We start from the raw sequence: 23,485 nt of genomic DNA on the forward strand, positions 1-23,485 counted from the left end.
CCAGCAGGTCCATGGCGGCCTTTGTCGATGGATAAAGCGTACGGCCGTCGCTGGTGAACAGGTCGGTCAGGCGACGCCCCATGGCCTGGAGGCGCGCGGCGAGCGTGGTGTCGCCATCGCGCGCGGCTTCAAAGAGCATTTGCCCGCCCTCGTCCCACATGTTCGGGAAGCAATCGATCACGCCATCCGCGCCCAGTTGCACCGCGGGGACGCCAAACACCGAGGACGGCCCGCAAAACACGCGCAAGCTTTCGTGCACGGCGAGGAAGGTGCCGTAGAAGTTGTTCCAGTCACCCGAGCTTTCCTTGACGGCAACCACACGTTCAAGCTGGCCCAGACGCGCGACCAGCGTCGGTCTCAGGCAGTTCACCGCGTTGCCGGGAATGTTGTAGAGCATGACCGGCAAGCCGATGCGTGCGGTGACATCGGCGTAATGCGCGTGGATTTCGTCGTCGGTCAGTTTGATGAAGTAAGGCGGCAGGATCAGCGCGCCATCGCAACCCGCCTTTTCCGCCTGCAATGTCAGCGCAACCGTCTCTTCCACCCCGATCATTCCCGTCCCGGCGATCAACGTGCCGCGCGTGCCGATCACCGCTTTCGAGCTCGCGAAAAGCCGGGCGCGCTCATCGGCGCTCATCGCCCAGAATTCACCGGTGCATCCGCCTACCACCACCCCCGTCGCACCCAAGGCGAGATGGCGATCAATCACATCGCCCAGTTCGCGTTCGTCGATCTTGCCGTTGTCGTCAAACGGTGTCGTGATGGCCGGCATGGCTCCGGACCAGCTCACACTATCTCTGTTCATGCAAAAATCCCGTAGTCGTAAAAAAGTTGTTCAGGCCGCGTCGCGCGTGCGCTTGATCGACGTGACGTTCGTATCGTCACGGTTCTGGCGCAGGCCGCTCTTGCGCGAGAACACGTGCACGCGCGCGAGCGCCACGTCGAACGGCACGTCCTGGCCAGCTCGAAGTTCGGCGGCAAGCGGCACGTCGCTCGCAATGCGCGTACAGAGGGTCGCGCCGCCGCAATCCATCAGGACGATGGATTCATGTCCGGTCGGCTCGACCACCTTGATGCGCGCACTGTGGGTTCCCCGGCCAAGCACGATGTCCTCGGGCCGCAGGCCGATCGCTACCTCCCGGTCCGCATCCGTTTGAAGCGCTGAATGCGGCAAGCGCAGCGACAGCCCGCCCGCGCGCACCGCAAAACCGTTGTCGTCGCGCTGCAGGTCGCCGTTGATCAGCGACATCGCCGGCGTGCCGATGAACCCGGCCACGAACTGGTTCGCCGGGCGGTAGTAGATTTCGTCGGGCGTGCCGAACTGCTGCAGCACGCCACCGCTCATCACGGCGATGCGCGTGGACATGGTCATCGCCTCGAGCTGGTCGTGCGTGACGTAGACCGTTGTCGTGCCAATGCGCTGATGCAACTCAATCAGCTCGGCGCGCATGTGGGCACGCAGCTTGGCGTCTAGATTGGACAGCGGTTCGTCGAGCAGGAACACCTTGGGCTTGCGGATCAGCGCACGTCCGAGCGCCACGCGTTGCTGCTGCCCGCCTGAAAGTTGTTTCGGCTTTCTCGCCAGCAACGGTTCGAGTTGCAGCAACTGCGCGATATGGGTCAGCATCGCCGGCCATTCGTGTTTCGGAATGCCGCGCTTCTTCAGCGGATAGACAATGTTCTCCGCTACCGTCAAATGCGGATAAAGCGCGTACGACTGGAACACCATCGCTATATCGCGCCTGGCCGGCGGCAGTTCATGTACTTCCTGCCCGCCTATATGAATCGTGCCGCTCGTCGGTTGTTCGAGGCCGGCGAGCATGCGCAGCGTGGTCGTTTTTCCACAGCCCGACGGCCCCAGCAGGCAGACGAACTCGCCATCGCGAATATCGAGGTCGAGCGACGGAATGGATACCGTGTCGCCGAAGACCTTGCGTACGTTCTTGAAACTTACTGCTGCCATGGATCTGCTCCGGAATGCATGATCGTGATGTCGTGCCTGATGTCGTGAACGCTCATCCCTTCACGCCGCCCGCGCCGAAGCCGCTTGTCAGGTAGCGCTGGAGGAAAGCGAAGAAGAACAGCAGGGGGACGCTCATCATCACGGAGGCCGCCATGAGCAGCGACCACTCGATGTTGAACGACGACACAAGCATGTTCATTACGCCCGTGGTGAGTGGACGGGTTTCGTCGGTGTTGACCATGACAAGCGCGTACAGGTACTCGTTCCACGCAAGAATGAAAGTGAACAGCGCTGTCGAAATGATGCCGGGCAGCGCCTGCGGCAGGATCACGTCCATGAATGCGCCGAGGCGGCTCGCCCCGTCCACCAGGGCTGCTGCTTCAAGGTCTTCCGGAATGCCCGCCATGAAAGAGCGCAGCAGCCACAGGGCGTACGGCAAGGCGAACGTGGCGTACGAGATGACGAGGCTCGTCAGCGTGTTCTCCAGACCGAGCTTCACCATCATCAGGTAAAGCGGGATGATCAGTACAACCGACGGCATCAGGTAAGTGCAAAGCACTGCGATGGCGATCGTCTCACGCCCGCGGTACTTGAAGCGCGCAAGACTGTAGCCGCCCAGAGTCGCAACGACCATCACCACGACAGTCGTTGCCACCGACAGCACCACGGAGTTCCAGAAATAGCTGAGAAAAGGCGTGTCTTCCAGCAACCGCTCGTAGTGCTCGAACGTCACGTGCTCAGGCAGCAACTTGATCGGGAAGACAAACAATTCGCTTTGCGGCTTGATCGATGTGAGCACCATCCAGATCAGCGGGAACACCATCAGGATCACGATCGCCCAAGTGAGGATCGATGCGGGCAGGTTGGTTTTATCGGCTCGCATCATGGCTCCTCGTGCGTTGCGAGCGGTAGAGATAAGCGGCCATCAGCACGCCCATCACCACCATCATGCCGACCGCCGATGTGGACGCGGCCCCCATCTGGTTCAGCCCGAACGCCTGTTGATAGACAAGCAGCGGCACCGAGCGCGTCTGATTGACCGGACCTCCGCCGGTCATCAGGTACAGCAGGTCGAACTCCTTGAAGTCCCAGATGATGCGCAACAGGATCACTACGCCCAGCACTTCCTTCAGTTGCGGCAGCGTGACATCGAAGAAACGGCCGAACGGTCCGGCGCCATCCATGCGGGCGGCCTCGTAAAGCGATAAAGGAATGGTCTGCAAGCGCGCCAGCACCGCGATCACGACGAACGGAAAGTACTTCCATGTGCCGACCAGCACGATGCTGATCATTGCGTTCGGCATCTGCCCAAGCCAGTTGACCGGCGCGTCGACCATGTGCAACTCCAGCAGCACCTGGTTCAGCAAGCCATAGAGGTCGTTGAAGAGCCAACGCCAGACCAGTACCGCCACGACGGTGGAGACGAAGTACGGAAACAGCACGAGGCTGCGCGCCGCCGACCGGAACGTGATCTTTTCGTTCAGCAGCAGCGCCATGCCTACGCCGCAGAGAATCTGCAGGATGAGCGTCGAGGTCGTCCAGACAATCGTCACCCACAGTGAAAACCAGAAGGTGGGCGAGCCCAGCATGTCGCGATAATTGGCGAGACCCACGAAGGTGGATTGCTGCGTCGGCGTGTACACCGAGTTGAGCGAGAGCCACAGCGCGTAAAGCAGCGGATACACAATAGTTGCGATCAGCAGCAGCACCGCCGGAGCGATCAGCAGAATACCGAGCCGGCTGTAGGTCGACTCGAGGGATCGGATGCCCATGCCGGGCAATGAGGCTGTAGCCATGCGTTTTTCCGTAACGTGTCCGTCCATGACTGTGTGAGCCACGGACGATGAATGGCGTAGGAGCGCAACGAACACCGCCTGCCGGTCGCAGGCGGCATCGCGTTCAGGCTTTCATCAGCGATTCAAGCTTCTTTGCCGTTGCGCCGACCACGGGCTTGGGCGGCTCGTTGTTCAGTAAAACTCGCTGCACCATCTCGGCCAGCACATTGCTCGCGACAATCTCGTTAGCGCGCCGGTTGGGTTTGTGCGCCGGCGATTCGTAGCCGAGGTTGTGACCCGATGCAGCCGCAGCCGACATGAGTTCTACTTCCTTCGGATACTTTTTGATGATGGCGTTGCTGTTGTAGCGCGGGTCCGAGGCAATCGTCTTCAGCACCGGCAGCAGGTGTGCAGGCGCGCCGAGCAACTCGGAAATGTAGCCGGCAGGGTCGAAGAGGTATTCCGCGAACAATTTGGATGACGAAATGTTTTTGGCCTTCTTAGGAATAAAGACGCAGGGAAAGTCGTTATAGGTCCAGGCTGGCACCGACTTCGAGATCGTCGGGTAGGTCGCGCACGTTACCGAATCGGCAATGCCCGGGTTCTGCGTCGCAATATTGTCGAGCACGCGGCCGCCGTAGATACCAGTCGCCGTCGAACCGGAGACAAAGGCGGTCAAGCTCTCGCCCCAGCTATAGCCCGTGGCGCCGGGTGGACAGAATTCGCGCATCGACTTATAGAAGTCGAGTGCGTCGAGCGTCGCCTGACTGTCGATAGCAACCTGCAAATCCGGCGTGAATACCTGGCCGCCGGCCCGATGGATAAAACCGAGCATGATCAGCGACGTCATGCTGTTCAGGCCATACGGTAGCGGTGCGCCGTAGATCCGCCCGCCCTGCATCTTCTTGCAGGCGGAGCGCAGTTCGTCCCATGTTTCCGGTACCTTGTCGACGCCGGCCTTTTGCATCAGGTCGCGTCGAATCCACATGACATCGGCCGCGGTATTCGCCAGGCCCGTGGCGCACAGCTTGCCGTCGGCGGTCTTGAACACATCGTTCGCATTCGGATAGTACTTGTCGAGGCCCACGGCTACGGCGACGTCGTCGACGGGTTCGACCAGGCCATCAGCGAAATACGTCTGAGCCGCATACGACGGCAGGTGCGTGATGATGTCCGGCGCCTGGTTCGCCGCGAACGCCGCGGCCAGCTGCGCGGGATAGCCCTCGTCGGACGTGGCTTCGAACACCACCTTGATGCCCGGATGCGCCGCCATGAAACCGGCGATCTGCGCCTTATAAGCCTTGAGCTGGTCCGGCGCGGCTTGCGTCGACCACCAGCGTAACGTGATGGGCTCCACCCCGAAGGCGCTGCGGCCGAATGGCAAGCCAGCCACCGTCGCCGATACGCCAGCCGATGCGGCCAACTTGAGCAGGCGGCGCCGCTTTGCCGAATGACCTACTGACTCTCCTCCGCCATCCTCGTTAAACGTCATGCCACACTACCCCCGTTAATTTAGTGCGCCAGTCGCACCGATGTTCGTATTTATACCCCACCATAAATTGAGAAACAATGAGTATTAGATCAACATCGGTGATTCTGGAATGAATTTCCGCATCTTATGAATTTATGTACGCAGTGCGCACATATAAGTTAGTTGATTTTTTTGGAGTCCGCTGCAAGGCGCAAAACCAGGCGAGCCCGCTCAAATGCGAAGCACTGTTCAACTGTCGCGCGCGCGTCCATTGGGGCGCCAGGAGATACGGCGAGTAAGTGGGCTTCCCGCTCGCGCAGGTCTCCGTCTTTTGCGAGCGAGCGGGGAATAGCTAACCGGCATCTCTAGCAGAAGGGTTCACGAACATGCAATTGCACTGGGACGCTGCTTGACGGCTGGAACTCATAGCCGGTTTTCTGAGCTGAAACAAAATGAGCTGGCCCTAGTTCAAGCCCGCGACCGTGCGATGCAAGAGGCCCAGACAGACGCGTTAACTTGTCTCGCCAATCGCAGGCGCGCGTTGTCGTACCTGGAGCATGCGATTTCCACGTCTGTCTGTTCGAATCTGCCACTCGCAGTCGCATTGATTGATTTGGACCGTTTTAAGTCGATTAACGATTGTTATGGCCACTCAGCGCGCGACGCAGTGTTGAAAGACTTTGCAGATGCAAGCCGCAATGCCGTACGCAGGTCAAACCTCGTCGGCAGGATAGGCGGGGAAGAGTTCGTGGTTGTTCTACCAGGGGCGTCTGCTGACGACGCCTCTGATGTGGTCGAACGGCTGAGGCGCGAAGTGTCCGACCGCCGGGTTCGCACAAACGCGGGGGCGTTAGTTGGCTATTCGTTCTCTGCCGGCGTCTGCGAGCTTTGCGCTGCCGACGACTCCGAAGCTGCCCTGTGTCGAGCCGACAGGGCGTTGTACGCCGCGAAGCGCGCCGGCAGGAACTGCGTCATGATTTCCAAACTGCCAGAGGCACCCATCGATATTTGCGCGGGAAGCGATGAAACGCGCGCTCGGTCACGCAGATGGCGGCCCTTGGCTCTGCACGCTTCCAAGCGCCCCGGGCGCCGAGCGTCACCGATGCGCTGAACCTCGGTTCAGACGTGAAGTCCTCGTGGCTGCATAAATTTGACCGGCGAGTGCGAAGCGGGCATGCGTGCAGCCCGTAATACGGCGAGCTTCGTCTTCACGCTCCTCCTCGTTGGCGAAGGATTTGACCAACATGCCTTTGCGCCCTCATGTTTAGCAACATCGCGTAAACACTGGTTCTGAAAGTAGGCCGTTTCCCGCAGAATCGACACCCACGCGACCGAGCGATAGGTGGACTGTCACACATAGGTAACGTCTTCCTGTGAAAGTGATTTCACCTTGGTCCGAACACGTAAGACACCTTCGCAACGACGAAGGGTAAAAATCTGGGAGACACGTCACATGGAAACGGTTGTTTCGACATCGCATCAAGGATACCGCCCCATCGCCAGCGCATGCCCCGTGCGCTGCGGTCTCCACGCCGCCGACCTCGCCACCGAGAAGCCGGAAGGTACGCTCAAAGCTTTCATTGCATTGGACTATTTCTTCGACCGTGCCCACGCATTGACCTACGCGACCCGCGCGGGACGCATTTAAGTCGGCACGCGGAGACAAGAACCTCGCCGAGCCTCAGCTCTCGATATCAGTACGTGAACGAACGGAGACCGCATGCGCGAAGTGCCAGTCATTGAACCCGAGTTGTACACGCAAACAAATCCGACGCTGCGCTTTCTCGCGCGGGACTCAAAGGACCCCATCATTGCCCTGGTCTATTGGCTGGGTGTGACAAGCCCTTCACGCGAGCCTAGCTTCTACGACGCGATGCAAAGGTTCGGTCCGCTGATGCAGTTGATTCTTCCGGACGAATGCCCCGGTGTATTTGTGAACCGGAGCGCTGTGCTCCGTGCGCAAGACTTGGGACTTGTAAAACGTCTCATCTTTAAAGACTGGTCATCGCTCGACGTCCGCTATACCGGACCATGTAGTGACCTCTACTTTACGTAGACGCAACCCTTGCGACATCGGCGCATTAAAAAAGTGGAAGTTAAGTTATCCTATGAATATACGAACACGCACTTAATTGTCCGTTTGGTTGACGATGCAGCGGGATGTCGAAGCCGCCCGCGAATTCCAATGCAAGCACCACGATGGAATTGCTAGCCGAACATCAGGCGGAGTCGACGCAACGTGGCGGCGTTGCCTGCCAATCGCTCGCTAGATTGTTAGCGGCCCTTCGAATTTAGCTTGTTCCAGCGCATAGCCACCTGACGTCCACTCTGAGAATGTCCGAAAGTTTGTGGCAGTGTTCAGCACCCGGAGTCATAACCCCGGCTCTCCAAAGAGTAACATCGCACTCCGGTACGGCAAGCAGGCGTGCTAGCCGACCAGACGTTATCTTCGCCCGCTTGATGGTCATATCAAGTCGTGCTGCGAACGCGCGCTTAGCACTGGACGTTTTGAGGTTGTCTGGAAATTTTGCATCTGCATTCAGCGGAGACCTCATAGCATATACGCGATTGGCTGATTCATTGACGACGAAGTTTACATGCATCCAGCCCGAGGTCCCCGTGACGCCCATGAACAATCGTCTCCGTAATCGGCGACTTTAAGAAGATTATTTCTGCTCGCTATTCATTTGAGTTTGTTGACAGCGACTCACAGAGCCATTGGCAAAATTCGCCCGCAAATGATAGGGCCGACCTTTTGAACGAAAACGCGCTTTCGAGACTGGTTGCGCAGTTCTATGCTTAGACGTATTCGGGTGCCGAGTAGGCTTTCGGCGACGGGGATCTCCCATGAACATGCACCGTCGAGGCTCAGACAATGACCAATACACGTGTTGGCCCCCTGCAGCGACTTGCAGCGACATTGCGCGACCAGCGGGAAATGCTCACCAACCGTTGGATAAAATCCGAGCTACGTGATGCCCGCATCGGACACTGCGATGCGCTTACGTATGAACAGCTGGCCGACCATATTCCGGTCATTCTCGACGAAATATGTTATTTGCTCGAGTCGGAACACCTGAACGATGTGGAGGTGGCTATCGAGCGCGATGCGAGGAAACACGGTCATTGGCGCTGGAAGCAAGATTATCGACTGGACGAACTGATTCGCGAATTGGACTTGTTTCGCCGCGTTCTGACCGCAGCCATCGCCGGCTTTGCGAAAGACAATCATGACTTCACCCGGAGTCAAGAGACCCACGCGCGGGATTTGGTCGATGACGCCGTAAACCTTGTCATGCTGGCTTCTGTCCACCAACTCGTCGGCGAGCAAGAAAGAAAAGTCGGCGAATACACCAGCCTGCTTGAGGAAGCGAATCGCGAACTCGCTTCGCAGCGCGAGTTGCTAGCCAACGTATATCAGTCGCGGCAGCTGGCCGCGCGTAGCGTTGTGCACGAACTGCGCAATTTCCTGAATGTTTTTGAAACATCGCTCGATCTGGTCAGGGCGCGTCCCGCAAAGGTGGACACCGCGCTGACCGTGGCCAGCCGACAAATTGCCGACATGAAGCTACTGGTCGACCAGTTGTTCGAGTATTCGGTCGTCTTGAGTGAAAATCAGGTGCCTGTAGTTGAACGGTTCGAACTCCGGGCTTTGTACGACGAACTGGTGTTAGCGCATCGAGTGGGCGCCGAAGCCAAGGGCCTTCACTTACGCTCCGAGTTTGATTCGAGCCTGGATTTCGTAACCTTGAATCGATTGAGAGTCAAACAAATTGCAGTGAACCTAATTTCCAATGCTATGAAGTACACGCAATCCGGCGAGATAGGTTTTGCGCTAGTGAAACTCGGCGCTGACCGCTGGTGTCTGCGCGTGTCTGACACCGGCGAGGGCATCTCTTTGGAAGACCAAGAGCGAGTATTCGGTGAATTGGAGCGCGCGGCCGGAGACGAAATACCCGGCGCAGGATTGGGGCTGGCGATTGTTAAAGAACTCGTGTGGTCTTTAAGCGGCGAGATTTGGGTTGTGTCGGAAAAAGGAAAAGGAAGCGTGTTCGAAATAAGGTTGCCATTTCATTTGCCCCAGCAGCCTGGTTGCGACGAATCGCCATCTGTTGCGAGTTGTCTGAACCGGGCAGTCTCAAAGGTCGGCGCCGCGGGGGAACGTACCTCAGCGAACCCTTGTGCCCTGTTACTCAAGCGAAACCAAGATATATCGGGCGAAATCTGAGCAGCGTCCGTACAGTCCTATAGTTCGCCGGCGACGACGCATGCAATGAACATCGTCGACGCGAACACGTGCCGCGGTTATCCACCGATTTTGTTGGCAAGGCTGTGGATATCTGGCGCCGAATCGACGACAAGTTACTGATAGTAATGAATTTAACTTGTAAGACGTCACATCGGACGTGCGTGGGTCGGGGCCACAAAAACCTACTCCATGACGGGTTACCTAAAAAGCTCAGAACGGTGGTCAACGCAGCGCCGCATAGAGAGCAGGTCGGATGATAAGTCCCACGATGCCCTACCTGACTGACCTTCTGCCTATTCGATGACCGAACGGGATGTTGCATTGAGGTCCGTTTGTACAGGACTTGGAGCGCATACCTTCCGCTGCGCTGCGAGTGGCCGGAACGCCTCCGTTTGAGGTGTGAGCGTCAGACTGCGCAGGACCTTGCGCGGTCTGCTGCATCGCTGGCTGCGCTTCTTGCTGCCTAGCTGGTGCTTATACGCTAACACCTGCCTATGACGGACTCGAGCACGGTCAGTAACCGGTTGGGTGTGAGTGGCTTTGCGCAATGCACGTCGAAGCCGGCCTCAAGTGCGCGGGTCCGGTCATCCTTCGAGGTCCGCGCAGTGAATGCGACGAGCAACATATCGCGAGTGAGCGCACTCGCCCTGAGCCGACGCGCTAGCTCTAAGCCCGTCACGCCAGGCATCACGATGTCCACTACGACAGCGAAAGGCAGCCATTCTTCCGCAACCGCGCACGCCAGGCTCGCGTCGTTGACTGTACGAGCCTCGAACCCGTTTTGCTCCAATAGCAGTTGCAGAGCATCTGCGCCTACAGGATAGTCGTCGACCACTAAGACTCGAGGTATCGAAATTGGCCTTATCGCATCGATGGCGCGCCACATAATGAAGTCGTCGGTGCTGTCGACATAGACGCGGCGAATCATCGTGCTGCCTCCCGGCCGAACGAACGTAGTGGGGCATGTGTGCCACCTGCTCGCGTCGCAGCCGAGTGGGTATCGCCGCCACGGCCAGGCAGCGCCGCAAACTTCACGGTACCCTCCCACAAAACCACTAACAACCCATCGGAACTACTTACGAGCCAGAGGTAGGGCAAACCTTCAAGATGAAGTATTCACTTCGATAAGCAGGTCAAGGCGGCCCGGACCAGCAGTTGAAATACGGGCGCCAATTTTTTAGAAATGACTCAGCGCTTCGCGGCCGCAGCGGGCACCGTTCCGGCCCTGCGGTATGGAGGAAGGCAGGTATCGAGGTCAAGCGTGACGTTGAACACTGAGCGGCGGCGTACGCCTTCGCGGCCACGAAACTCTACGGTCCCATCAGTACCCACGACAATAACTTCCTCCGCTCCACTGCACAGGTAGGCGTGAGTCCTGCTGTCAAGACTGGCCGCGCAGACGGCATTGCCGAACAGTACCTCCACGCACAGGTCCGGGGCGAAGGCTAAGGGATTGGTTCCTTGCTCCGCATCATCGTCGGGCCACTTTTCATCCGGCATCCAGACGACATCGGGGACTCGGACGCCGAAAGACCGGGTGACAACGGGGAGGCGCAACGCCACGCGAGGACCCAACTGGGTAGCGAGCTGACAAAACACGTCCGTTTTGAATATTTGATGCCAAGGGTCTTCGTCCTGAACCAAGACATCGCCGGCCGGGCTGAGTTCAAATGCTGCGTCAGCGAGGTCGCGCCGGACCGCTAACGTGCGCCAAATAGCCAGGAGTGAATCTTGTTGCAGACACTGCTTGTTCATGGCGAGCTGTCCTGGCGACAAATCATATGTTTAGCATGTATTGCTAAAACGAAGTGACAAGATACAGCAAACAGAACTTCCGAATTCAGAGGGTTAACCCCAATTCGACGTTGTCTCAGACACGTGTGATTTGATAACAATGCTATTGAGCGAGGCACGTTGAATTGCCGCTCGCGCGGCATCACTCGGCCAGGGTCAAGCGGGTTGAATGGGCAAGTCAATCGTATGTCGTTGACCACATATAGATATGCTGCTCGCGCGAGACTAAGCGGCTTTTACATGCGTCCGTAGAAATGCAAAGCAGACAACACCGCGCTCATGGCTACGCTTGGCTATCAAATCGCCAACCCAGCGGCCCCGTCTAACGTGCTAATGCGCCCGTGGCCCCACTGCGAGCAACTCTTCGCTGATTATTGCTATCAGATGTGAGTGCGTCACGGCGCCTCTGGGCGTGTGAGAGAGTACGCGGTATTTCGAGTCATGCCCCGCCGGCGCGGTTTGCAAAAATATCGGTAACCGACAACATAACGATGTCACAAAACAGGAATACACACTCGATGGTTCTGTAAGGAGGTGCCGCCCGGCACCCTAATCACCCCGCTCAATGGACAATGATGGCAGATGACCGCCGCTTTCTTTCACCTCTCCCCACTGAGAGACTCCTGGAGCCCGCAATGGCGGCAAAGCGCAAGTCTGCATCGAAGGGTATCAATTCATCAGAATTTCCGAGTCCGGGCGACTACCTCAAACCAGCGCTTGCGCCGATAGCCACCGCGCTGACGGAGGAACTCGCTGCCCTGCTTGCAACTGCGCTCGATGGCAGAAAGAAAAAGACGCTCGACCGACTGTCACAGGCGCTAAGCGACGCTGTTCCCGAGTTACTCCAAAGAGCGTTCGAACACGAATTGCTCGCAAACAGCGTTGTGGCTTCTGAACGCCGGGCGACGCTCGTCGCCGCGTTGAGCGCAGGTGCCGCGCCCTAGCGCAGAGCGTCCTCTCGGCAAATACCGATAAACGATACAGACAGGAGCTCAGACGAACTGTCGGCGAAGTCGATTGCGAAGCATCTCAACGTCTCGTCGGCACGTGTGAAACAACTGGGGGAAACCGGAGAGCTGAGGTCAGCACGGACAGCGAGTGCGAATACGATAATACGGTATATACTGTTTAGATTATAATCGGACGCGTCGGACTCGCCGGCCCGGGTATCCCAGAGTCGGGCCTTAAGCGGAACCAGTTGAGGCTGGAGGTCGGCGCGGTTTGCGTCACCTGCCGCTTTGGGAGAAGAAAGAACATGTCGAATAAACATCTTTCTAGCGGGTTTGAAGCTGACCTCCATCTGCTTTCAACCAGATTGCTCGAAATGGGCGGACTGGTTGAGTTACAGGTTGCACGTGGGATGGAGGCACTGACCACGTTCGATTTAGCATCTGTTGAGCAGGTCATCGATGGCGAGCATCGGCTCAATGCGATGGAAATTGAAATCGACGAAGAAGTGAGCAACATCATTGTTCGTCGACAGCCGGCAGCTCGTGACCTGCGACTCCTGATGGCCACCTCCAGGTGCGTTGCCAATCTCGAACGCGCGGGCGACGAGGCCCGGAAGATTGCGAAGCGCATGCGCCGCATTGCCGAGAATAGCGCCGCGCGCTCGGTCAATACCACTGAAATCAAGGTTTCCGGCGAAATGGCTGCAGATATCCTTCGTAGGGCACTCGATGCATTCGCACGAATGGATGTCGCCGCTGCAGCACAGATTGTCCAGGATGACAAAGCGATTGATAGTGAGTTTCGAGCCTTTGTGCGCAAGCTCATGACATACATGATGCAAGACCCTGGAACAATCTCGGTTGGACTGGACTACCTGTCGGTGGCGAAAGCTATCGAGCGTATCGGCGACCATGCGACCAACATCGCTGAGTGCGTCGTCTACGCTGTCGACGGTATAGATATCCGACATGCGGCCCGAAAGCAGCTTGCGCGCGATGCCTTGAGTAGCTAAGCCTGGAGAAAGAGGTGCGGTGACGACTGCTGTCGAGCTGAATTCCTAACAGCGGTCGGAATGAAAAGCAACGCCGTCATTGTTCAGAAAGCGTCGTATCGCTTTCGCCGGAATTGCGCGACCGCTGCCAGATTTCGATGACCTCCTTCGCCACGTATATGCTGATGGCAAGACCGACGACCAGGTCCGCGTAACGCCACCCCGTCGCCAGGACCATCGGGCCCGACGCAAGGACACCAAAATTCGCCACTACGTCAGCGCGCGTGCAAATCCAGCTAGCTCGCATATGGACTTCGCCTTCCCGGTACTTTGCGAGCATCCGCAGGACCGTGACGTTGACGCAGAGCGACACAATGGAAAACCCGACCATCGCGGCGCCGAGCGGGTCACTGCCGAACCAAAAGCGGCGAATGACGTCAGCGACGATGCCGGCGCTCAGGAGCATGAGCGTTGCGCCGGTCCAACGGGCCGAGTACTGCTTGAATCGCATACCGCGCGTCACCGCCATGAGCCCGAGTGCGTACGCAGTCGCGTCAGTGAGCATGTCCAGTGCATCCGCCATCAAACCGCTTGACTGAGCCCAAAGGCCGGCCGCCATGCCGACAACGAACATGGCGGCGTTCAACACAAGTGCAACGCGCAGCGTCTTCCGCTCTTCTTTGGTGTTCGCGGGCGCGTGCCCACACTCGCATGCCGTGATGAAGTTCCTTGGATTTAGGCTCCGCCGACATCAGCGGTCGCCGGCCGAGAAAGCGCCCAGCCGATGTCGCACCGCCCCTTTCGCTATTGGGCACCATGATTGTCCCGCCGGCGCCTCGTGCGTCTAATGTTGAAAGCGCGTCCCGTCGCTATAGCGACCTGTCTGCCGTTAAACGGTTGCCAAGCGCTCGAAGTGGTCGAAGCGTGGAAACGGTGCCTGCACCTCTGTTACCTCAAGCTCGTCGACAAGCGCTGCGGACATCCCCTCGCCTAACCAGGCACACATGTCGGCAAGCTGCTCCGGCGAGCCTTGCAGCATCGCTTCTACCGAACCGTCCATACGGTTACGGACCCAACCGGTGACGCCCAGCGCCATGGCGCGGCGTACGCACGCCTCCCGATAGCCGATTCCCTGCACACGGCCACGTACTCGCACCAATCGGGTTTCGAGCATCCCATCGTTGTCGTCAGGTTCCATGTGCGCGGTCCCGCATTAGTGTTGAAGCACCCCGGCTGTCAATGAAGTGATTCGACTGCAATCGCATGCTTGCGCATTTTCTCCCACAGGCTCCGAACGAGCCACCCGAGAACGCTGCCTTCAATTGAGTCCCGTCCTGCAAGTGATAGGACCCAGCATCGAATACGTCCCCCAAATATTCGCGCAAAGCGTCCACGAATCCTGGCAGGTTTTCGGCAAGATCTTTTACGAAGTCGCTGTTTTCGCTCATCGCATACGCGGCCTGCGCAGGGTCAACATTGGCCTCTTGCGCCTGATCAAACAGCCAGCCAAATTCCTTGAACAGAAAATCAAGCATCGCTTCACTAATCTCGCCCACAATCCGTTTGCCTTCTGAACAAATGCGCGTTCTCTCCGCCATTACGCCACCAACACCCCAACGTGACAGCGCCCCTTGATCTGCTCAGCAAAGCAGCCCAGTCGTGCCCTTGATCTCCAGAAATTCTGCAAGGCCGAATTCAGCGTACTCCCGCCCGTTTCCGGACTGTTTATAACCACCGAACGGTGCGGCCGGGTCCCATGGCGGGTAATTGATGTGTACGTTCCCGACACGCAGACGTCTCGCTATCCGATGCGCGTGCTCCAGATCTTTCGACTGCACATAGGCCGCCAGCCCATACACGCTGTCGTTCGCCAGCGAGACGGCTTCCTCATCGGACCTGAAGCTCATGATTGAAAGGACGGGACCAAATATCTCTTCCCGTGCGATCGACATGGTGGGTAGCACGTTCGAAAAGACCGTCGGACGAACATAGAAACCCTTGTCCAGTCCTGTGGGCCTGCCCACCCCACCGGCAATCAGCGTCGCGCCCTCCTCGATCCCTGCCTGGATGAGCTGCTGGACACGCTCATATTGGATGCGGCTAACCACTGGTCCCAGTTCCGACTCCTCGGATCTGGGATGCCCCACCACTGTCGCTTCTGCGGTCGCCCGCGCAATATCTTCAGCGGCGCGTATCAGGTCGGCATGTACCAGCATGCGTGTCGGAGCATTGCATGATTGTCCGCTATTACTGAAACAACTCTTGACTCCGCGGGTAACGGCATCCTTCAGATCCGCATCGGGAAATATGATGTTGGGGCTTTTGCTGCCCAGTTCCTGGTGAACCCGCTTAACCGTATTCGCGGCAGCCTTTGCCACCTCGATTCCAGCCCGGGTAGACCCCGTAAACGAGACCATATCCACGCCCGAGTGACGAGCAAGGGCATCACCCACGATATGACCGTATCCGTGAACGAGATTGAAAACGCCCGGGGGAACGCCAGCCTCGTCGAGTATCTCCGCAAACAACACGGCGCTAAACGGAGCGATCTCGCTCGGCTTGAGCACCATCGTGCACCCTGCGGCCAACGCCGGAGCCACTTTGCATACTATCTGGTTGATCGGCCAGTTCCATGGCGTAATGAGCGCGCATACGCCGATAGGTTCGTACGAGACCAACAGCGATCCATTCTGCCTGCTGAACTCAAACTCTTTCAATGCCCGCACGGTTTGCTGAAGATGTGCAGTCCCGACGGCGGCTTGCATGGATCTGGAGAAGGAAACGGGCGCCCCCATCTCCTGACTGATTGTTTCGGCAACGTCCTCGTACCGGGCGGTGTATACCGCGAGAACGTTCTCCAGGAGTTCTACCCGCTGGTCGACCGACCATTCGGAAAAGAAGGAGAAAGCCCGTCTTGCAGACACAACGGCGCGATCAACGTCTGATGCTCCCCCTACCCTCAGTTGGGCGTAAGGTTCTTCAGTCGAGGGATCGATTACGTCGATGGGGTCCGCTTCTACAGGATCGAACCAAACCCCGTCCACGAAGCTCTGATTGAAAGTGCGCATATTGATTCTCTATAGGTTGCTTCCGTGGCATCAGCGACACCGCTTCGCGCGAGCGTTGATCCTTCGGCGATCACATTTCAGGCAAATGGCCAATCGTCTAGAATTCGGCGGCCGGCCAGTCAATGGAGACGAGCTGTTCGAAAGAAAGCGCCGCGGCCAGCACGTGCACGTCCTGGCCGCGCGCACCGGCTATCTGGATTCCGATTGGCTGACGTTCGGAAGTGATGCCGCACGGCACCACACAAGCGGGTTGCTGGCTCAGATTCAGCGGAAAATTGAAGCCAGCCCAGTCAAACCAAGTATTGTCCCGCCCCCTTCGTGGTACCTCAGCGCCTGCTTCGAACGCCGGAATCGCAGTTGCAGGCGAGACAAGCAAATCGATCCGCTCAAATAGACGTTCCATCCAGACGCCAAATTCGGCGCGTGCCGACGACGCTGCCAGGTACTCCACTGCGGTCAAATGCGCGCCGTGGTCCGCAAGAGCAACGAACCCCGCGTCCAGATCCCGCCTTCGGTTCTCGGGAATATTCGAGCGCCGGCTCGCGGCTCCCGCCGACCAAAGTACGCGGAAGATCAATCGCAGATCCATGGCCGGCAGTCTCACCTCTTCGATTTCTGCTCCGGCGTCCGCCAGCCGGCTTATCGCCGCGTTCACACATGCGGCAACACGAGGATCGACCGTCCCGCATGCAGGCGTATTCCAATAGCCAATACGTTTGCCCTTGAGATCCAGAGGCCCCTGACGATCCAGTTCAGGCATCGTCGACACTTGATACCAATCCCGCGGATCCGGGGCAGACATGGCCGACAGCATCATGCGGGCATCTTCTACCGAACGCGTGATGGGCCCAAGATGCGCCAGCGTCCCGAACGCGCTTGCGGGATAAGCCGGAACTTGCCCGAAGGTCGGCTTGAACCCGACGACGCCCGAGAATGCTGCCGGTATCCGAATCGATCCACCGCCATCCGTGCCGAGATGAAGCGCACCGGCTCCGACGGACGCAGCGGCCGCCGCGCCGCCGCTGGACCCGCCTGCGGTAAGCGCTGAATTCCACGGATTACGGGTACTCCCGGAGCGAGGGCTGTCCGTGACCGCCTTCCAGCCGAACTCCGGCGTCGACGTAAGTCCCAGCAAGACCGCCCCGGCACTCCTCAATTGGCGCACAGCGGGGCAGTCTTCAACCGCGATCTTCGTCTCGATTGCGTTGCTCCCGTAATGCGTCGCCCAGCCGGCGACCTCGACGATATCCTTGATCGTTGTCGGGATACCGTCGATCGGAGAGAGCGGGCGCCGATTCCGCCAGCGAGCTTCCGAGAGCCGGGCTGCTTCCAGTGCCTCGTCGTGCCTGATCAACGTAAAGGCCCGTAGCTCCGGATTAATTTGCTCTGCCCGCTCGAGGCACTGCCGGGTGACTTCGATCGGCGAGATATCGCCGGTGGCGAATTGGTGGGTCAATTCATGTGCTGACATCCGGCAAAGCTCCGGCGCATCGGAAACAGGTTTGCAAAGCTGCGTTGCCATATATATCCACTTCAGGTCTATTTGACAGGACACGATGTGTTCACTTATTCCACTACCAACGACATCGCCATTATTCTTCGTTTTCAATACATTCGTACTACTATATAGTATGAATATTGCCGTACGTCATATCAGATCCCTCATCTTTGCCCAGGTCATCGCTAACGCGAGCACCGGCGTGCGCAGCAGGCGCCCCCCCGGAAAATTGCGATGGCGAATCTTGCCGAACAAATCGAATCGCTCGGCCTGTGTACCGATCGCCTCTGCGATCAGCTTGCCTGCCAGCCCCGTAATGTTCAAACCATGCCCTGAAAACCCCTGCGCGAAATAGATGGTCGGTGCGATCCGACCAAAATTCGGAGCGCGATTCATGGTGATATCGACCAGGCCGCCCCATGCGTAGTCGACCTTGACATCCGCGAGTTGAGGAAAAGTCTTCAGCATATCGCGGCGCATCGCCTCACCGAGATTGGCTGGCGCGAGTGTCGAGTAGCTGACCTTCCCTCCCCACAGTACGCGGTGATCAGGTGTCGGGCGGAAATAATCGAGCGCATAGCGGCTGTCACAGATCGCCGCCTGCGCAGGCATCAAGGCAGCCGAGCGCACGGGATCAAGCGGTTCGGTCGCGATCACATACGTACCGACCGGCATGATCTTGCGCGACAAGTCGGGCGCCAGCGTACCAAGCCAGGTATTTCCCGCTAGCACGACGAACCTGGCGCGCACCAAACCCTTGGCCGTTTCGATCAAGTGCATCCCGTTTTTATCGCGAATACGCGTCACACACGTGTCCTCGAATATCTGTACGCCCGCCTCGCATGCCGCGCGCGCGAGGCCAAGCGTGTAATTCAGTGGATGCAAATGGCCGCTATCCGGATCGAACAGACCACCTAGATAGCGTGACGACTGCACATAGTCGGCCATCATGTCGCGCTCGATATAACGGAATTTATCGTAGCCGAAGCGTTGCTGCGCGTCGTCACGCCATCTCCGTAGCGCGGCGATATCGCGCGGCTTGTTGGCGGCATGCAAATAACCAAAGCGTAAATCGCAATCGATCTGATGCTTCGTTACGCGCTCCCTGACAATTTCAAGTGCTTCGAGACCCATCGCCCAGAGACGCGTAACGTCCTCGGCGGGCATATACCTGGCGAACGTGTCCATGCCGCACGCGTAGCCGCCGATCACCTGCCCGCCGTTGCGACCGCTCGCGGCCCAGCCGACCTTCGATGCTTCGAGCACGGCGACGCAATACCCTCGTTCGGCAAGATTCAGCCCAGTGGAAATGCCCGTCAGGCCAGCACCGATCACGCACACATCCACTTCCAATGTTCCGCCGAGCGGCGCATGACGGGTCATGTCGTTGACGGTCGCCGCATAGTACGACGCGGCGTGAGACTGGTTCGAGAATCGGAGCATAGGCAAAAGAGACGAAGATGACTGGAGCACGTTCGATATGACCAGGCGTCGCGCGCCAGCCGGGCAAATTAGAACGCGTAGATGAACTGCGTCGCGAGGATGTCGTTCGACTTGCCATACGAGCCATCGCTACGCAGGAACACGTTCTGCGTCGTCCAGTCGTGACGATATTCGACCTTCACCGTAATCTGCTGAGTCGGATAAAACAGTAGATCCAGCGCCACGTCCTGGTGCGCCGCCCCCTTGCACTCGAAACCCAGACCGCCGTTGGCCTTCGAGTTCGCGAGGCAGCTTGCGCCGATCCCGAAACCATTCGCAGTATCCATGCCGTTCGAGTTCTGAACGATACCGCCGCCACCACCACCGTTCTTTGCATTGACGAGCAGGTCATAGCGTGCGGTCACACCCATGCGACCGAGCACCGGTACATTGAACTTGCGATGCCCCAGCAACGACAGGCCGTACCATTGCGCCTGGCCACCGTTATACGCGGCGTTCTGTTGCTGACCATAGTCGAGCTCGGCGTTGTACTGGACATCGGCGAGCGTATAGGTCGCATCTGTTTCGGCGAAGAAGTACGTGCCGTAGGCGTTGTGCGCGGCACCGCCGATTCCATATACCGGGTTGCCGTTGCTATCCACGCCTGAGGCCAGCGTCTGGCGCCCGATATTGAACGAAGCGCCAACATCGAGCGCGCTGCCGCGCATATAGTCGACCCGCGCAGTGACTGTCGGCATCCGGTTACTCGACGTGATCGGATCGCCCAACGCATTCGTACCGGTTTGCACGACCGAACCAGCCGTGCGGTACTGCTCGTTGCCAATCATGAACTTCCACGCCCAGTGGCCGTCCGCGCTCAGATAGTTGGCCCCCGCGCCAATGTAGCTGCCCGGATCCGAAAAATCGTACAGCAGGTTGTGCGTCAGCGTGAGCATCTGGGTCGATTGCTGCACTTCGTAACCGCCGAAGCTAGGCATCAAACCGGCCACCAGGCTGGTTGTCGCCGTTACCGGCACTGTGACTATGGCCGTGTTCAGGATGTCAAGGCCGCTACTACCGTGCTCATCCATAAAGAACGTACCGTAACCCCGGTTGGGCATGAGCGTAACTTCTGCCGATGGCGCCATCGGCCCAACGCCGAAGGTCTTCTTGATGTCGAGATAGACATCGCCGAACGTGCTGTTGAAGTAGTTGTACGCGCCGTCGTGATTGGCGAACAGGAAGGACGATGTGCCCGCCCCCCGATTGTAGAGATAGGACGGATCGATATACCCCGTCACGGACAAGCCTGCAATCGGACCACTGATGGTTGCGTCGGTCAGCGTGTCGACCTTGAGCTGCTGACCGGCGATCTGCTGCTTCATTTCGCTAACCTCATCATTGGTCAACTGGGCGGGCGCCTTGCCGTAGTCAGGCGAAGACGCATCGACGGGAGGAGCCGCCTGCGCCGTGCCGCCTGCGGATGCTCCGGACGATTTCGCCGCCAGTGACGACTTCAAGATATTCACTTCCTTCTGCAATTGCTTCAGTTGAGACTGAAGCGCTTCGATATCAGCGGAGGTCGAATCGGCAAGCGCGATCCCTGGCAGTCCTAAAGTCACAAGCAGGCAAATTATTTTCTTTCTCATGCGAATTCTCCAAACGCTCTACTTTGGGATATGTTCTTTTTATAGAACCTGCACTAACAGGAAACGCCGTACCTCGGCGCGCAGAAAATCGCGCCTCAGTGCCAGTAGACAGAGGAAAAACAACAGAACGTCACCACATCGAGAATTCAACGGACGCGAGTCCGAGCGTTGCCAGGCAAACTCGCGTTGTCACCGAGTCGTGATCATTTCCATGATGCGTGGCGACCACGCACCCGCATTCGGCGTCAATGTCCCGATTTGAGTTGCAGCCACAGGCGATTCTCGAGACGCGCGATGTCCGGGGATTTGGGTCTTGCCAGTGACATCTTGTCCAGTACGTTTGCCGGAGGATAAACGTCGGGATCCTGCGCAATCGCCTGCGTCACATACTGGCTTGCGGCCTTGTTTGCCGTCGGATAAAAAACTTCGTTAGTAATTGCGGCATTGACTTTCGGATCCTGAATGTAATTGATCCATTTGAGCGCCGCCTCGGGATGCGGTGCGTCTTTCGGAATGCCCATCACGTCGAACCAGACAATTCCCCCTTCCTTCGGGTTCGTGAACCTGATCTCGTACGAGCGTTTCGCGTCCTGGGTTCGCCGTCGTGCTACACCTATATCGCCCGACCAGCCGAGTGCGACACAGACGTCGTTGTTGGCGAGATCGTCGATGTAACCCGATGAACTAAATTGCGTAATGTAAGGGCGAATTTTTTTCAGTACCTCGTACGCCGCCTGGTAGTCCCCCGGGTTCTTGCTATTGGTGTCCTTCCCCATGTACTGCAACGTCGCGGCAAATGCGTCGTCCGCCGAGTCGAGCAGCGACACACCGCAGCTCTTCAGTTTCGAAACGTTTGCAGGATCGAATATGAGCGCCCAACTGTCTACGGGCGCGTTCTCGCCGAGCGCCTTTTTCACGGCCTGCACGTTGTAACCGAAGCCGTCGGTACCCCATGCCCAAGGCACGCCGTATTGATTGCCCGGGTCCGCATCATCGATCTTCCGCATCAGTACGGGATCGAGATTCGCGAGGTTCGGCAGTTTCGACTTGTCGAGTTTCTGATAGATGCCAGCTTGAATCTGTTTGGCCATGTAGTTCGACGTCGGCACAACGATGTCATAGCCTGAGCTGCCGGCAAGCAGCTTCGCCTGCAGCGTGTCGTCACTGTCGTAGTTGTCATATCTGACATGGATGCCGGTCTGCTTTTCGAAATTCGAAATCGTGTCCTTCGCGATATAGTTCGACCAGTTGTAGACATTCAACTCGGTGTCGGCAGCATGTACCTGCGTGCTGATAAAAGTCATCAAAACGCTCGCAACCGTAGTGGATGCGTATGCAAGGATATGGCAACGATGCCAGGCAATCATGGTGAACTCCTCTGCGTACGTATGCGGATGGCGCGTCGCCATGGGTCGCCGCCTGCAAATGAAATGTAACGTTAATGTAATAAATGCGCGCGTGTAGTACTCGCCCAGCCGCTGTTCGAATTACCCCGTTTTTGGCACGCACGGCCGCCGAGGGCGACATGCCCCACAAGCGAGTGCCGGCGATACCTTGCTGCACGAGCGCGCATTTCGTGCGCTCAGTGGACGCCGCCGGGTGGCTGTTCAGTCAAGCTTCGCAGCTACTCTATCAAGCGCAATCTGCTCGGTCTGTCCCAGAAATCCGGGACAAGCCGACTGGTCGATAGGTCACCGAACCAGGAGCATCTGCTAATTTGCTTCGGCTTATTGGCGTGTTACTAGTGAGAGACTGATCCTTCGCGCGTTCATCGTCATGACTCCCGCCTCACCCATCGTCGATATCCAGCTCGGTCAACTTTCGTCCACGGCATACGCACTCGGTGCGATCGTCGACGCTGTCGGCACTCCTCGATTCCTTCCGGTACTATTCGAAGCCGTCGCGAATTTTGTCGATTGCGATTCGCTGCACCTGGATTACGTACAAACGTGCTCGACGTCCCGCAGCATCTGCTGGCTCGGAAGTTTCGGCAGGAATCCTGAATTAGTCGAGCGGACCATGCAGCTCTACTATCGGAGCTATGCCCAGAGCGACCCCACGTTCGATCGGATGCAATGCGAGCGGGAAGTGCAGTTAATGCAGTTGTCGGCACAACGGGTCGATACTCGGCTACGCAGTATCTTCTATGACGTGGCAGATATTCACGACGAGTGCGTGGCCTTCAATTTGACGCATGGTACGCAGTATGCGATGTCCGTGTGCCGTGCGCGACGCCTGCCACCTTTTTCACTCAGGGAACTGAGCATCCTGAAGCATCTGGCCTTGATCGTGCTGCCGCTCGCAGCAGTGCATAAGAACCTCGTCGGCGAAAGAAATGCCGTCGAGCAGGGCTCGGGAGCGCCTGGCGACGCGATTGCGCGATGGTTGAATGAGAAATTGACGCCGCGAGAAGCCCATGTCTGCTCGGCGTTCATTCAGGGCATGACAACACCGGCTATCGCGCAGTCAATGGGCGTCAAGCCTTCGACCGTCGAGACGTTTGCAAAACGGGCGTTCGTGAAACTGCAAATCGACTCGAGACGTCAATTGCTAGCGCTTGTACTCAAGAATGCGCTCGTTGGGTCAAACTGCTCGCATGTCTGTTAAATAAACACAGCAGAATGCCGCCTAACCTTACGGTTCCTTCCCGATAC

At 57.9% G+C, this 23,485-nt stretch carries 22 protein-coding genes; 7 read left to right on the plus strand and 15 right to left on the minus strand.

The genetic code is table 11. The annotated features are described in order from the left end of the window. From EOS_RS43870 to EOS_RS39845, 5 genes are all read right to left on the minus strand, one after another. Positions 1 to 805, minus strand: an 805-nt coding sequence (locus EOS_RS43870; RefSeq protein WP_152693262.1) for a dihydrodipicolinate synthase family protein, incomplete at its 3' end; no start/stop codon positions are given. A 30-nt stretch (positions 806 to 835) separates the two neighbouring features. Then, positions 836 to 1,963, minus strand: coding sequence for an ABC transporter ATP-binding protein (locus tag EOS_RS39830; protein WP_047897737.1), 1,128 nt, complete (start codon positions 1,961 to 1,963; stop codon positions 836 to 838). 52 nt (positions 1,964 to 2,015) lie between these two features. Then, positions 2,016 to 2,849, minus strand: coding sequence for a carbohydrate ABC transporter permease (locus EOS_RS39835; protein WP_082163700.1), 834 nt, complete (start codon positions 2,847 to 2,849; stop codon positions 2,016 to 2,018). Next, the gene (locus tag EOS_RS39840) at positions 2,833 to 3,759 is read right to left on the minus strand and encodes a carbohydrate ABC transporter permease (RefSeq protein ID WP_047897739.1); all 927 of its coding nucleotides are present in this window, start codon (positions 3,757 to 3,759) and stop codon (positions 2,833 to 2,835) included. The genes EOS_RS39835 and EOS_RS39840 overlap by 17 nt, the downstream gene beginning before the upstream one ends. 103 nt (positions 3,760 to 3,862) lie before the next feature. Continuing rightward, entirely contained in the window at positions 3,863 to 5,230 is a 1,368-nt protein-coding gene (locus EOS_RS39845; RefSeq protein ID WP_047897740.1) for an ABC transporter substrate-binding protein, read from the minus strand. A gap of 466 nt (positions 5,231 to 5,696) precedes the next feature. Here EOS_RS39845 and EOS_RS49465 point away from each other — a divergent pair, with 466 nt between their 5' ends. The 4 genes from EOS_RS49465 to EOS_RS39865 all read left to right on the plus strand — a co-directional run bounded on the left by EOS_RS49465 (position 5,697) and on the right by EOS_RS39865 (position 9,437). Next, entirely contained in the window at positions 5,697 to 6,320 is a 624-nt protein-coding gene (locus EOS_RS49465) for a GGDEF domain-containing protein (protein ID WP_053064213.1), read from the plus strand. 342 nt (positions 6,321 to 6,662) lie between these two features. Next, entirely contained in the window at positions 6,663 to 6,857 is a 195-nt protein-coding gene (locus EOS_RS39855) for a hypothetical protein (RefSeq protein WP_047897741.1), read from the plus strand. A 72-nt stretch (positions 6,858 to 6,929) separates the two neighbouring features. Beyond that, positions 6,930 to 7,265 (plus strand): hypothetical protein, encoded by a 336-nt coding sequence (locus EOS_RS39860; protein WP_047897742.1) that lies wholly within the window; start codon positions 6,930 to 6,932, stop codon positions 7,263 to 7,265. An 819-nt stretch (positions 7,266 to 8,084) separates the two neighbouring features. Continuing rightward, entirely contained in the window at positions 8,085 to 9,437 is a 1,353-nt protein-coding gene (locus tag EOS_RS39865; RefSeq protein ID WP_063779136.1) for a sensor histidine kinase, read from the plus strand. Positions 9,438 to 9,939: 502 nt separating this feature from the next. Here EOS_RS39865 and EOS_RS39870 read toward each other — a convergent pair. Both EOS_RS39870 and EOS_RS39875 read right to left on the minus strand, forming a co-directional pair. Further along, positions 9,940 to 10,386, minus strand: a complete 447-nt coding sequence (locus tag EOS_RS39870; protein ID WP_047897743.1) for a response regulator — start codon at positions 10,384 to 10,386, stop codon at positions 9,940 to 9,942. Between the two features lie 260 nt (positions 10,387 to 10,646). Beyond that, entirely contained in the window at positions 10,647 to 11,213 is a 567-nt protein-coding gene (locus tag EOS_RS39875) for a Uma2 family endonuclease (protein ID WP_047897744.1), read from the minus strand. A gap of 674 nt (positions 11,214 to 11,887) precedes the next feature. Here EOS_RS39875 and EOS_RS39880 point away from each other — a divergent pair. Together EOS_RS39880 and phoU are read left to right on the plus strand one after the other, a co-directional pair. Beyond that, on the plus strand, positions 11,888 to 12,196 hold the full coding sequence (locus EOS_RS39880) for a hypothetical protein (protein WP_047897745.1): 309 nt from the start codon (positions 11,888 to 11,890) through the stop codon (positions 12,194 to 12,196). A gap of 311 nt (positions 12,197 to 12,507) precedes the next feature. Continuing rightward, on the plus strand, positions 12,508 to 13,215 hold the full coding sequence (gene phoU / locus EOS_RS39885) for a phosphate signaling complex protein PhoU (protein ID WP_047897746.1): 708 nt from the start codon (positions 12,508 to 12,510) through the stop codon (positions 13,213 to 13,215). Between the two features lie 76 nt (positions 13,216 to 13,291). On the opposite strand, the gene EOS_RS39890 is transcribed toward phoU, so the two are convergent. From EOS_RS39890 to EOS_RS39925, 8 genes are all read right to left on the minus strand, one after another. Further along, positions 13,292 to 13,915, minus strand: a complete 624-nt coding sequence (locus EOS_RS39890; protein WP_047897747.1) for a cation transporter — start codon at positions 13,913 to 13,915, stop codon at positions 13,292 to 13,294. A gap of 168 nt (positions 13,916 to 14,083) precedes the next feature. Continuing rightward, positions 14,084 to 14,392: an acylphosphatase gene (locus tag EOS_RS39895; RefSeq protein ID WP_047897748.1), complete on the minus strand. Its 309-nt coding sequence runs from the start codon at positions 14,390 to 14,392 to the stop codon at positions 14,084 to 14,086. Further along, entirely contained in the window at positions 14,382 to 14,792 is a 411-nt protein-coding gene (locus EOS_RS39900; protein WP_152693264.1) for a hypothetical protein, read from the minus strand. Before EOS_RS39900 ends, EOS_RS39895 begins: the two co-directional genes overlap by 11 nt. 42 nt (positions 14,793 to 14,834) lie before the next feature. Beyond that, entirely contained in the window at positions 14,835 to 16,262 is a 1,428-nt protein-coding gene (locus EOS_RS39905) for an aldehyde dehydrogenase family protein (protein WP_047897750.1), read from the minus strand. Positions 16,263 to 16,359: 97 nt separating this feature from the next. Next, the gene (locus EOS_RS39910) at positions 16,360 to 17,733 is read right to left on the minus strand and encodes an amidase (RefSeq protein ID WP_200908756.1); all 1,374 of its coding nucleotides are present in this window, start codon (positions 17,731 to 17,733) and stop codon (positions 16,360 to 16,362) included. Positions 17,734 to 17,910: 177 nt separating this feature from the next. Then, positions 17,911 to 19,203, minus strand: a complete 1,293-nt coding sequence (locus EOS_RS39915; protein WP_047897752.1) for an NAD(P)/FAD-dependent oxidoreductase — start codon at positions 19,201 to 19,203, stop codon at positions 17,911 to 17,913. Between the two features lie 68 nt (positions 19,204 to 19,271). Beyond that, entirely contained in the window at positions 19,272 to 20,831 is a 1,560-nt protein-coding gene (locus EOS_RS39920) for a DUF3138 family protein (protein WP_047897753.1), read from the minus strand. Between the two features lie 245 nt (positions 20,832 to 21,076). Next, positions 21,077 to 22,135: a polyamine ABC transporter substrate-binding protein gene (locus EOS_RS39925; protein ID WP_167348989.1), complete on the minus strand. Its 1,059-nt coding sequence runs from the start codon at positions 22,133 to 22,135 to the stop codon at positions 21,077 to 21,079. A 472-nt stretch (positions 22,136 to 22,607) separates the two neighbouring features. Between EOS_RS39925 and EOS_RS39930 the strand changes: the two genes are divergently transcribed. Next, a complete protein-coding gene (locus EOS_RS39930; protein WP_047897754.1) occupies positions 22,608 to 23,438 on the plus strand; it encodes a helix-turn-helix transcriptional regulator in 831 nt (276 codons plus the stop codon). Positions 23,439 to 23,485 lie beyond the last annotated feature (47 nt).

It is taken from the genome of Caballeronia mineralivorans PML1(12) (genome assembly GCF_001028175.1).
GTDB classification, from domain to species: Bacteria; Pseudomonadota; Gammaproteobacteria; order Burkholderiales; family Burkholderiaceae; genus Caballeronia; species Caballeronia mineralivorans.

Bases quoted from the DNA above. Each gene is read 5' to 3' on its own strand.
- EOS_RS39830 (WP_047897737.1), bottom strand. From the start codon at position 1,963: ATGGCAGCAGTAAGTTTCAAGAACGTACGCAAGGTCTTCGGCGACACG.
- EOS_RS39835 (WP_082163700.1), bottom strand. From the start codon at position 2,849: ATGATGCGAGCCGATAAAACCAACCTGCCCGCATCGATCCTCACTTGG.
- EOS_RS39840 (WP_047897739.1), bottom strand. From the start codon at position 3,759: ATGGCTACAGCCTCATTGCCCGGCATGGGCATCCGATCCCTCGAGTCG.
- EOS_RS39845 (WP_047897740.1), bottom strand. From the start codon at position 5,230: ATGACGTTTAACGAGGATGGCGGAGGAGAGTCAGTAGGTCATTCGGCA.
- EOS_RS49465 (WP_053064213.1), top strand. From the start codon at position 5,697: ATGCAAGAGGCCCAGACAGACGCGTTAACTTGTCTCGCCAATCGCAGG.
- EOS_RS39855 (WP_047897741.1), top strand. From the start codon at position 6,663: ATGGAAACGGTTGTTTCGACATCGCATCAAGGATACCGCCCCATCGCC.
- EOS_RS39860 (WP_047897742.1), top strand. From the start codon at position 6,930: ATGCGCGAAGTGCCAGTCATTGAACCCGAGTTGTACACGCAAACAAAT.
- EOS_RS39865 (WP_063779136.1), top strand. From the start codon at position 8,085: ATGACCAATACACGTGTTGGCCCCCTGCAGCGACTTGCAGCGACATTG.
- EOS_RS39870 (WP_047897743.1), bottom strand. From the start codon at position 10,386: ATGATTCGCCGCGTCTATGTCGACAGCACCGACGACTTCATTATGTGG.
- EOS_RS39875 (WP_047897744.1), bottom strand. From the start codon at position 11,213: ATGAACAAGCAGTGTCTGCAACAAGATTCACTCCTGGCTATTTGGCGC.
- EOS_RS39880 (WP_047897745.1), top strand. From the start codon at position 11,888: ATGGCGGCAAAGCGCAAGTCTGCATCGAAGGGTATCAATTCATCAGAA.
- phoU (WP_047897746.1), top strand. From the start codon at position 12,508: ATGTCGAATAAACATCTTTCTAGCGGGTTTGAAGCTGACCTCCATCTG.
- EOS_RS39895 (WP_047897748.1), bottom strand. From the start codon at position 14,392: ATGGAACCTGACGACAACGATGGGATGCTCGAAACCCGATTGGTGCGA.
- EOS_RS39900 (WP_152693264.1), bottom strand. From the start codon at position 14,792: ATGGCGGAGAGAACGCGCATTTGTTCAGAAGGCAAACGGATTGTGGGC.
- EOS_RS39905 (WP_047897750.1), bottom strand. From the start codon at position 16,262: ATGCGCACTTTCAATCAGAGCTTCGTGGACGGGGTTTGGTTCGATCCT.
- EOS_RS39910 (WP_200908756.1), bottom strand. From the start codon at position 17,733: ATGTCAGCACATGAATTGACCCACCAATTCGCCACCGGCGATATCTCG.
- EOS_RS39915 (WP_047897752.1), bottom strand. From the start codon at position 19,203: ATGCTCCGATTCTCGAACCAGTCTCACGCCGCGTCGTACTATGCGGCG.
- EOS_RS39920 (WP_047897753.1), bottom strand. From the start codon at position 20,831: ATGAGAAAGAAAATAATTTGCCTGCTTGTGACTTTAGGACTGCCAGGG.
- EOS_RS39925 (WP_167348989.1), bottom strand. From the start codon at position 22,135: ATGACTTTTATCAGCACGCAGGTACATGCTGCCGACACCGAGTTGAAT.
- EOS_RS39930 (WP_047897754.1), top strand. From the start codon at position 22,608: ATGACTCCCGCCTCACCCATCGTCGATATCCAGCTCGGTCAACTTTCG.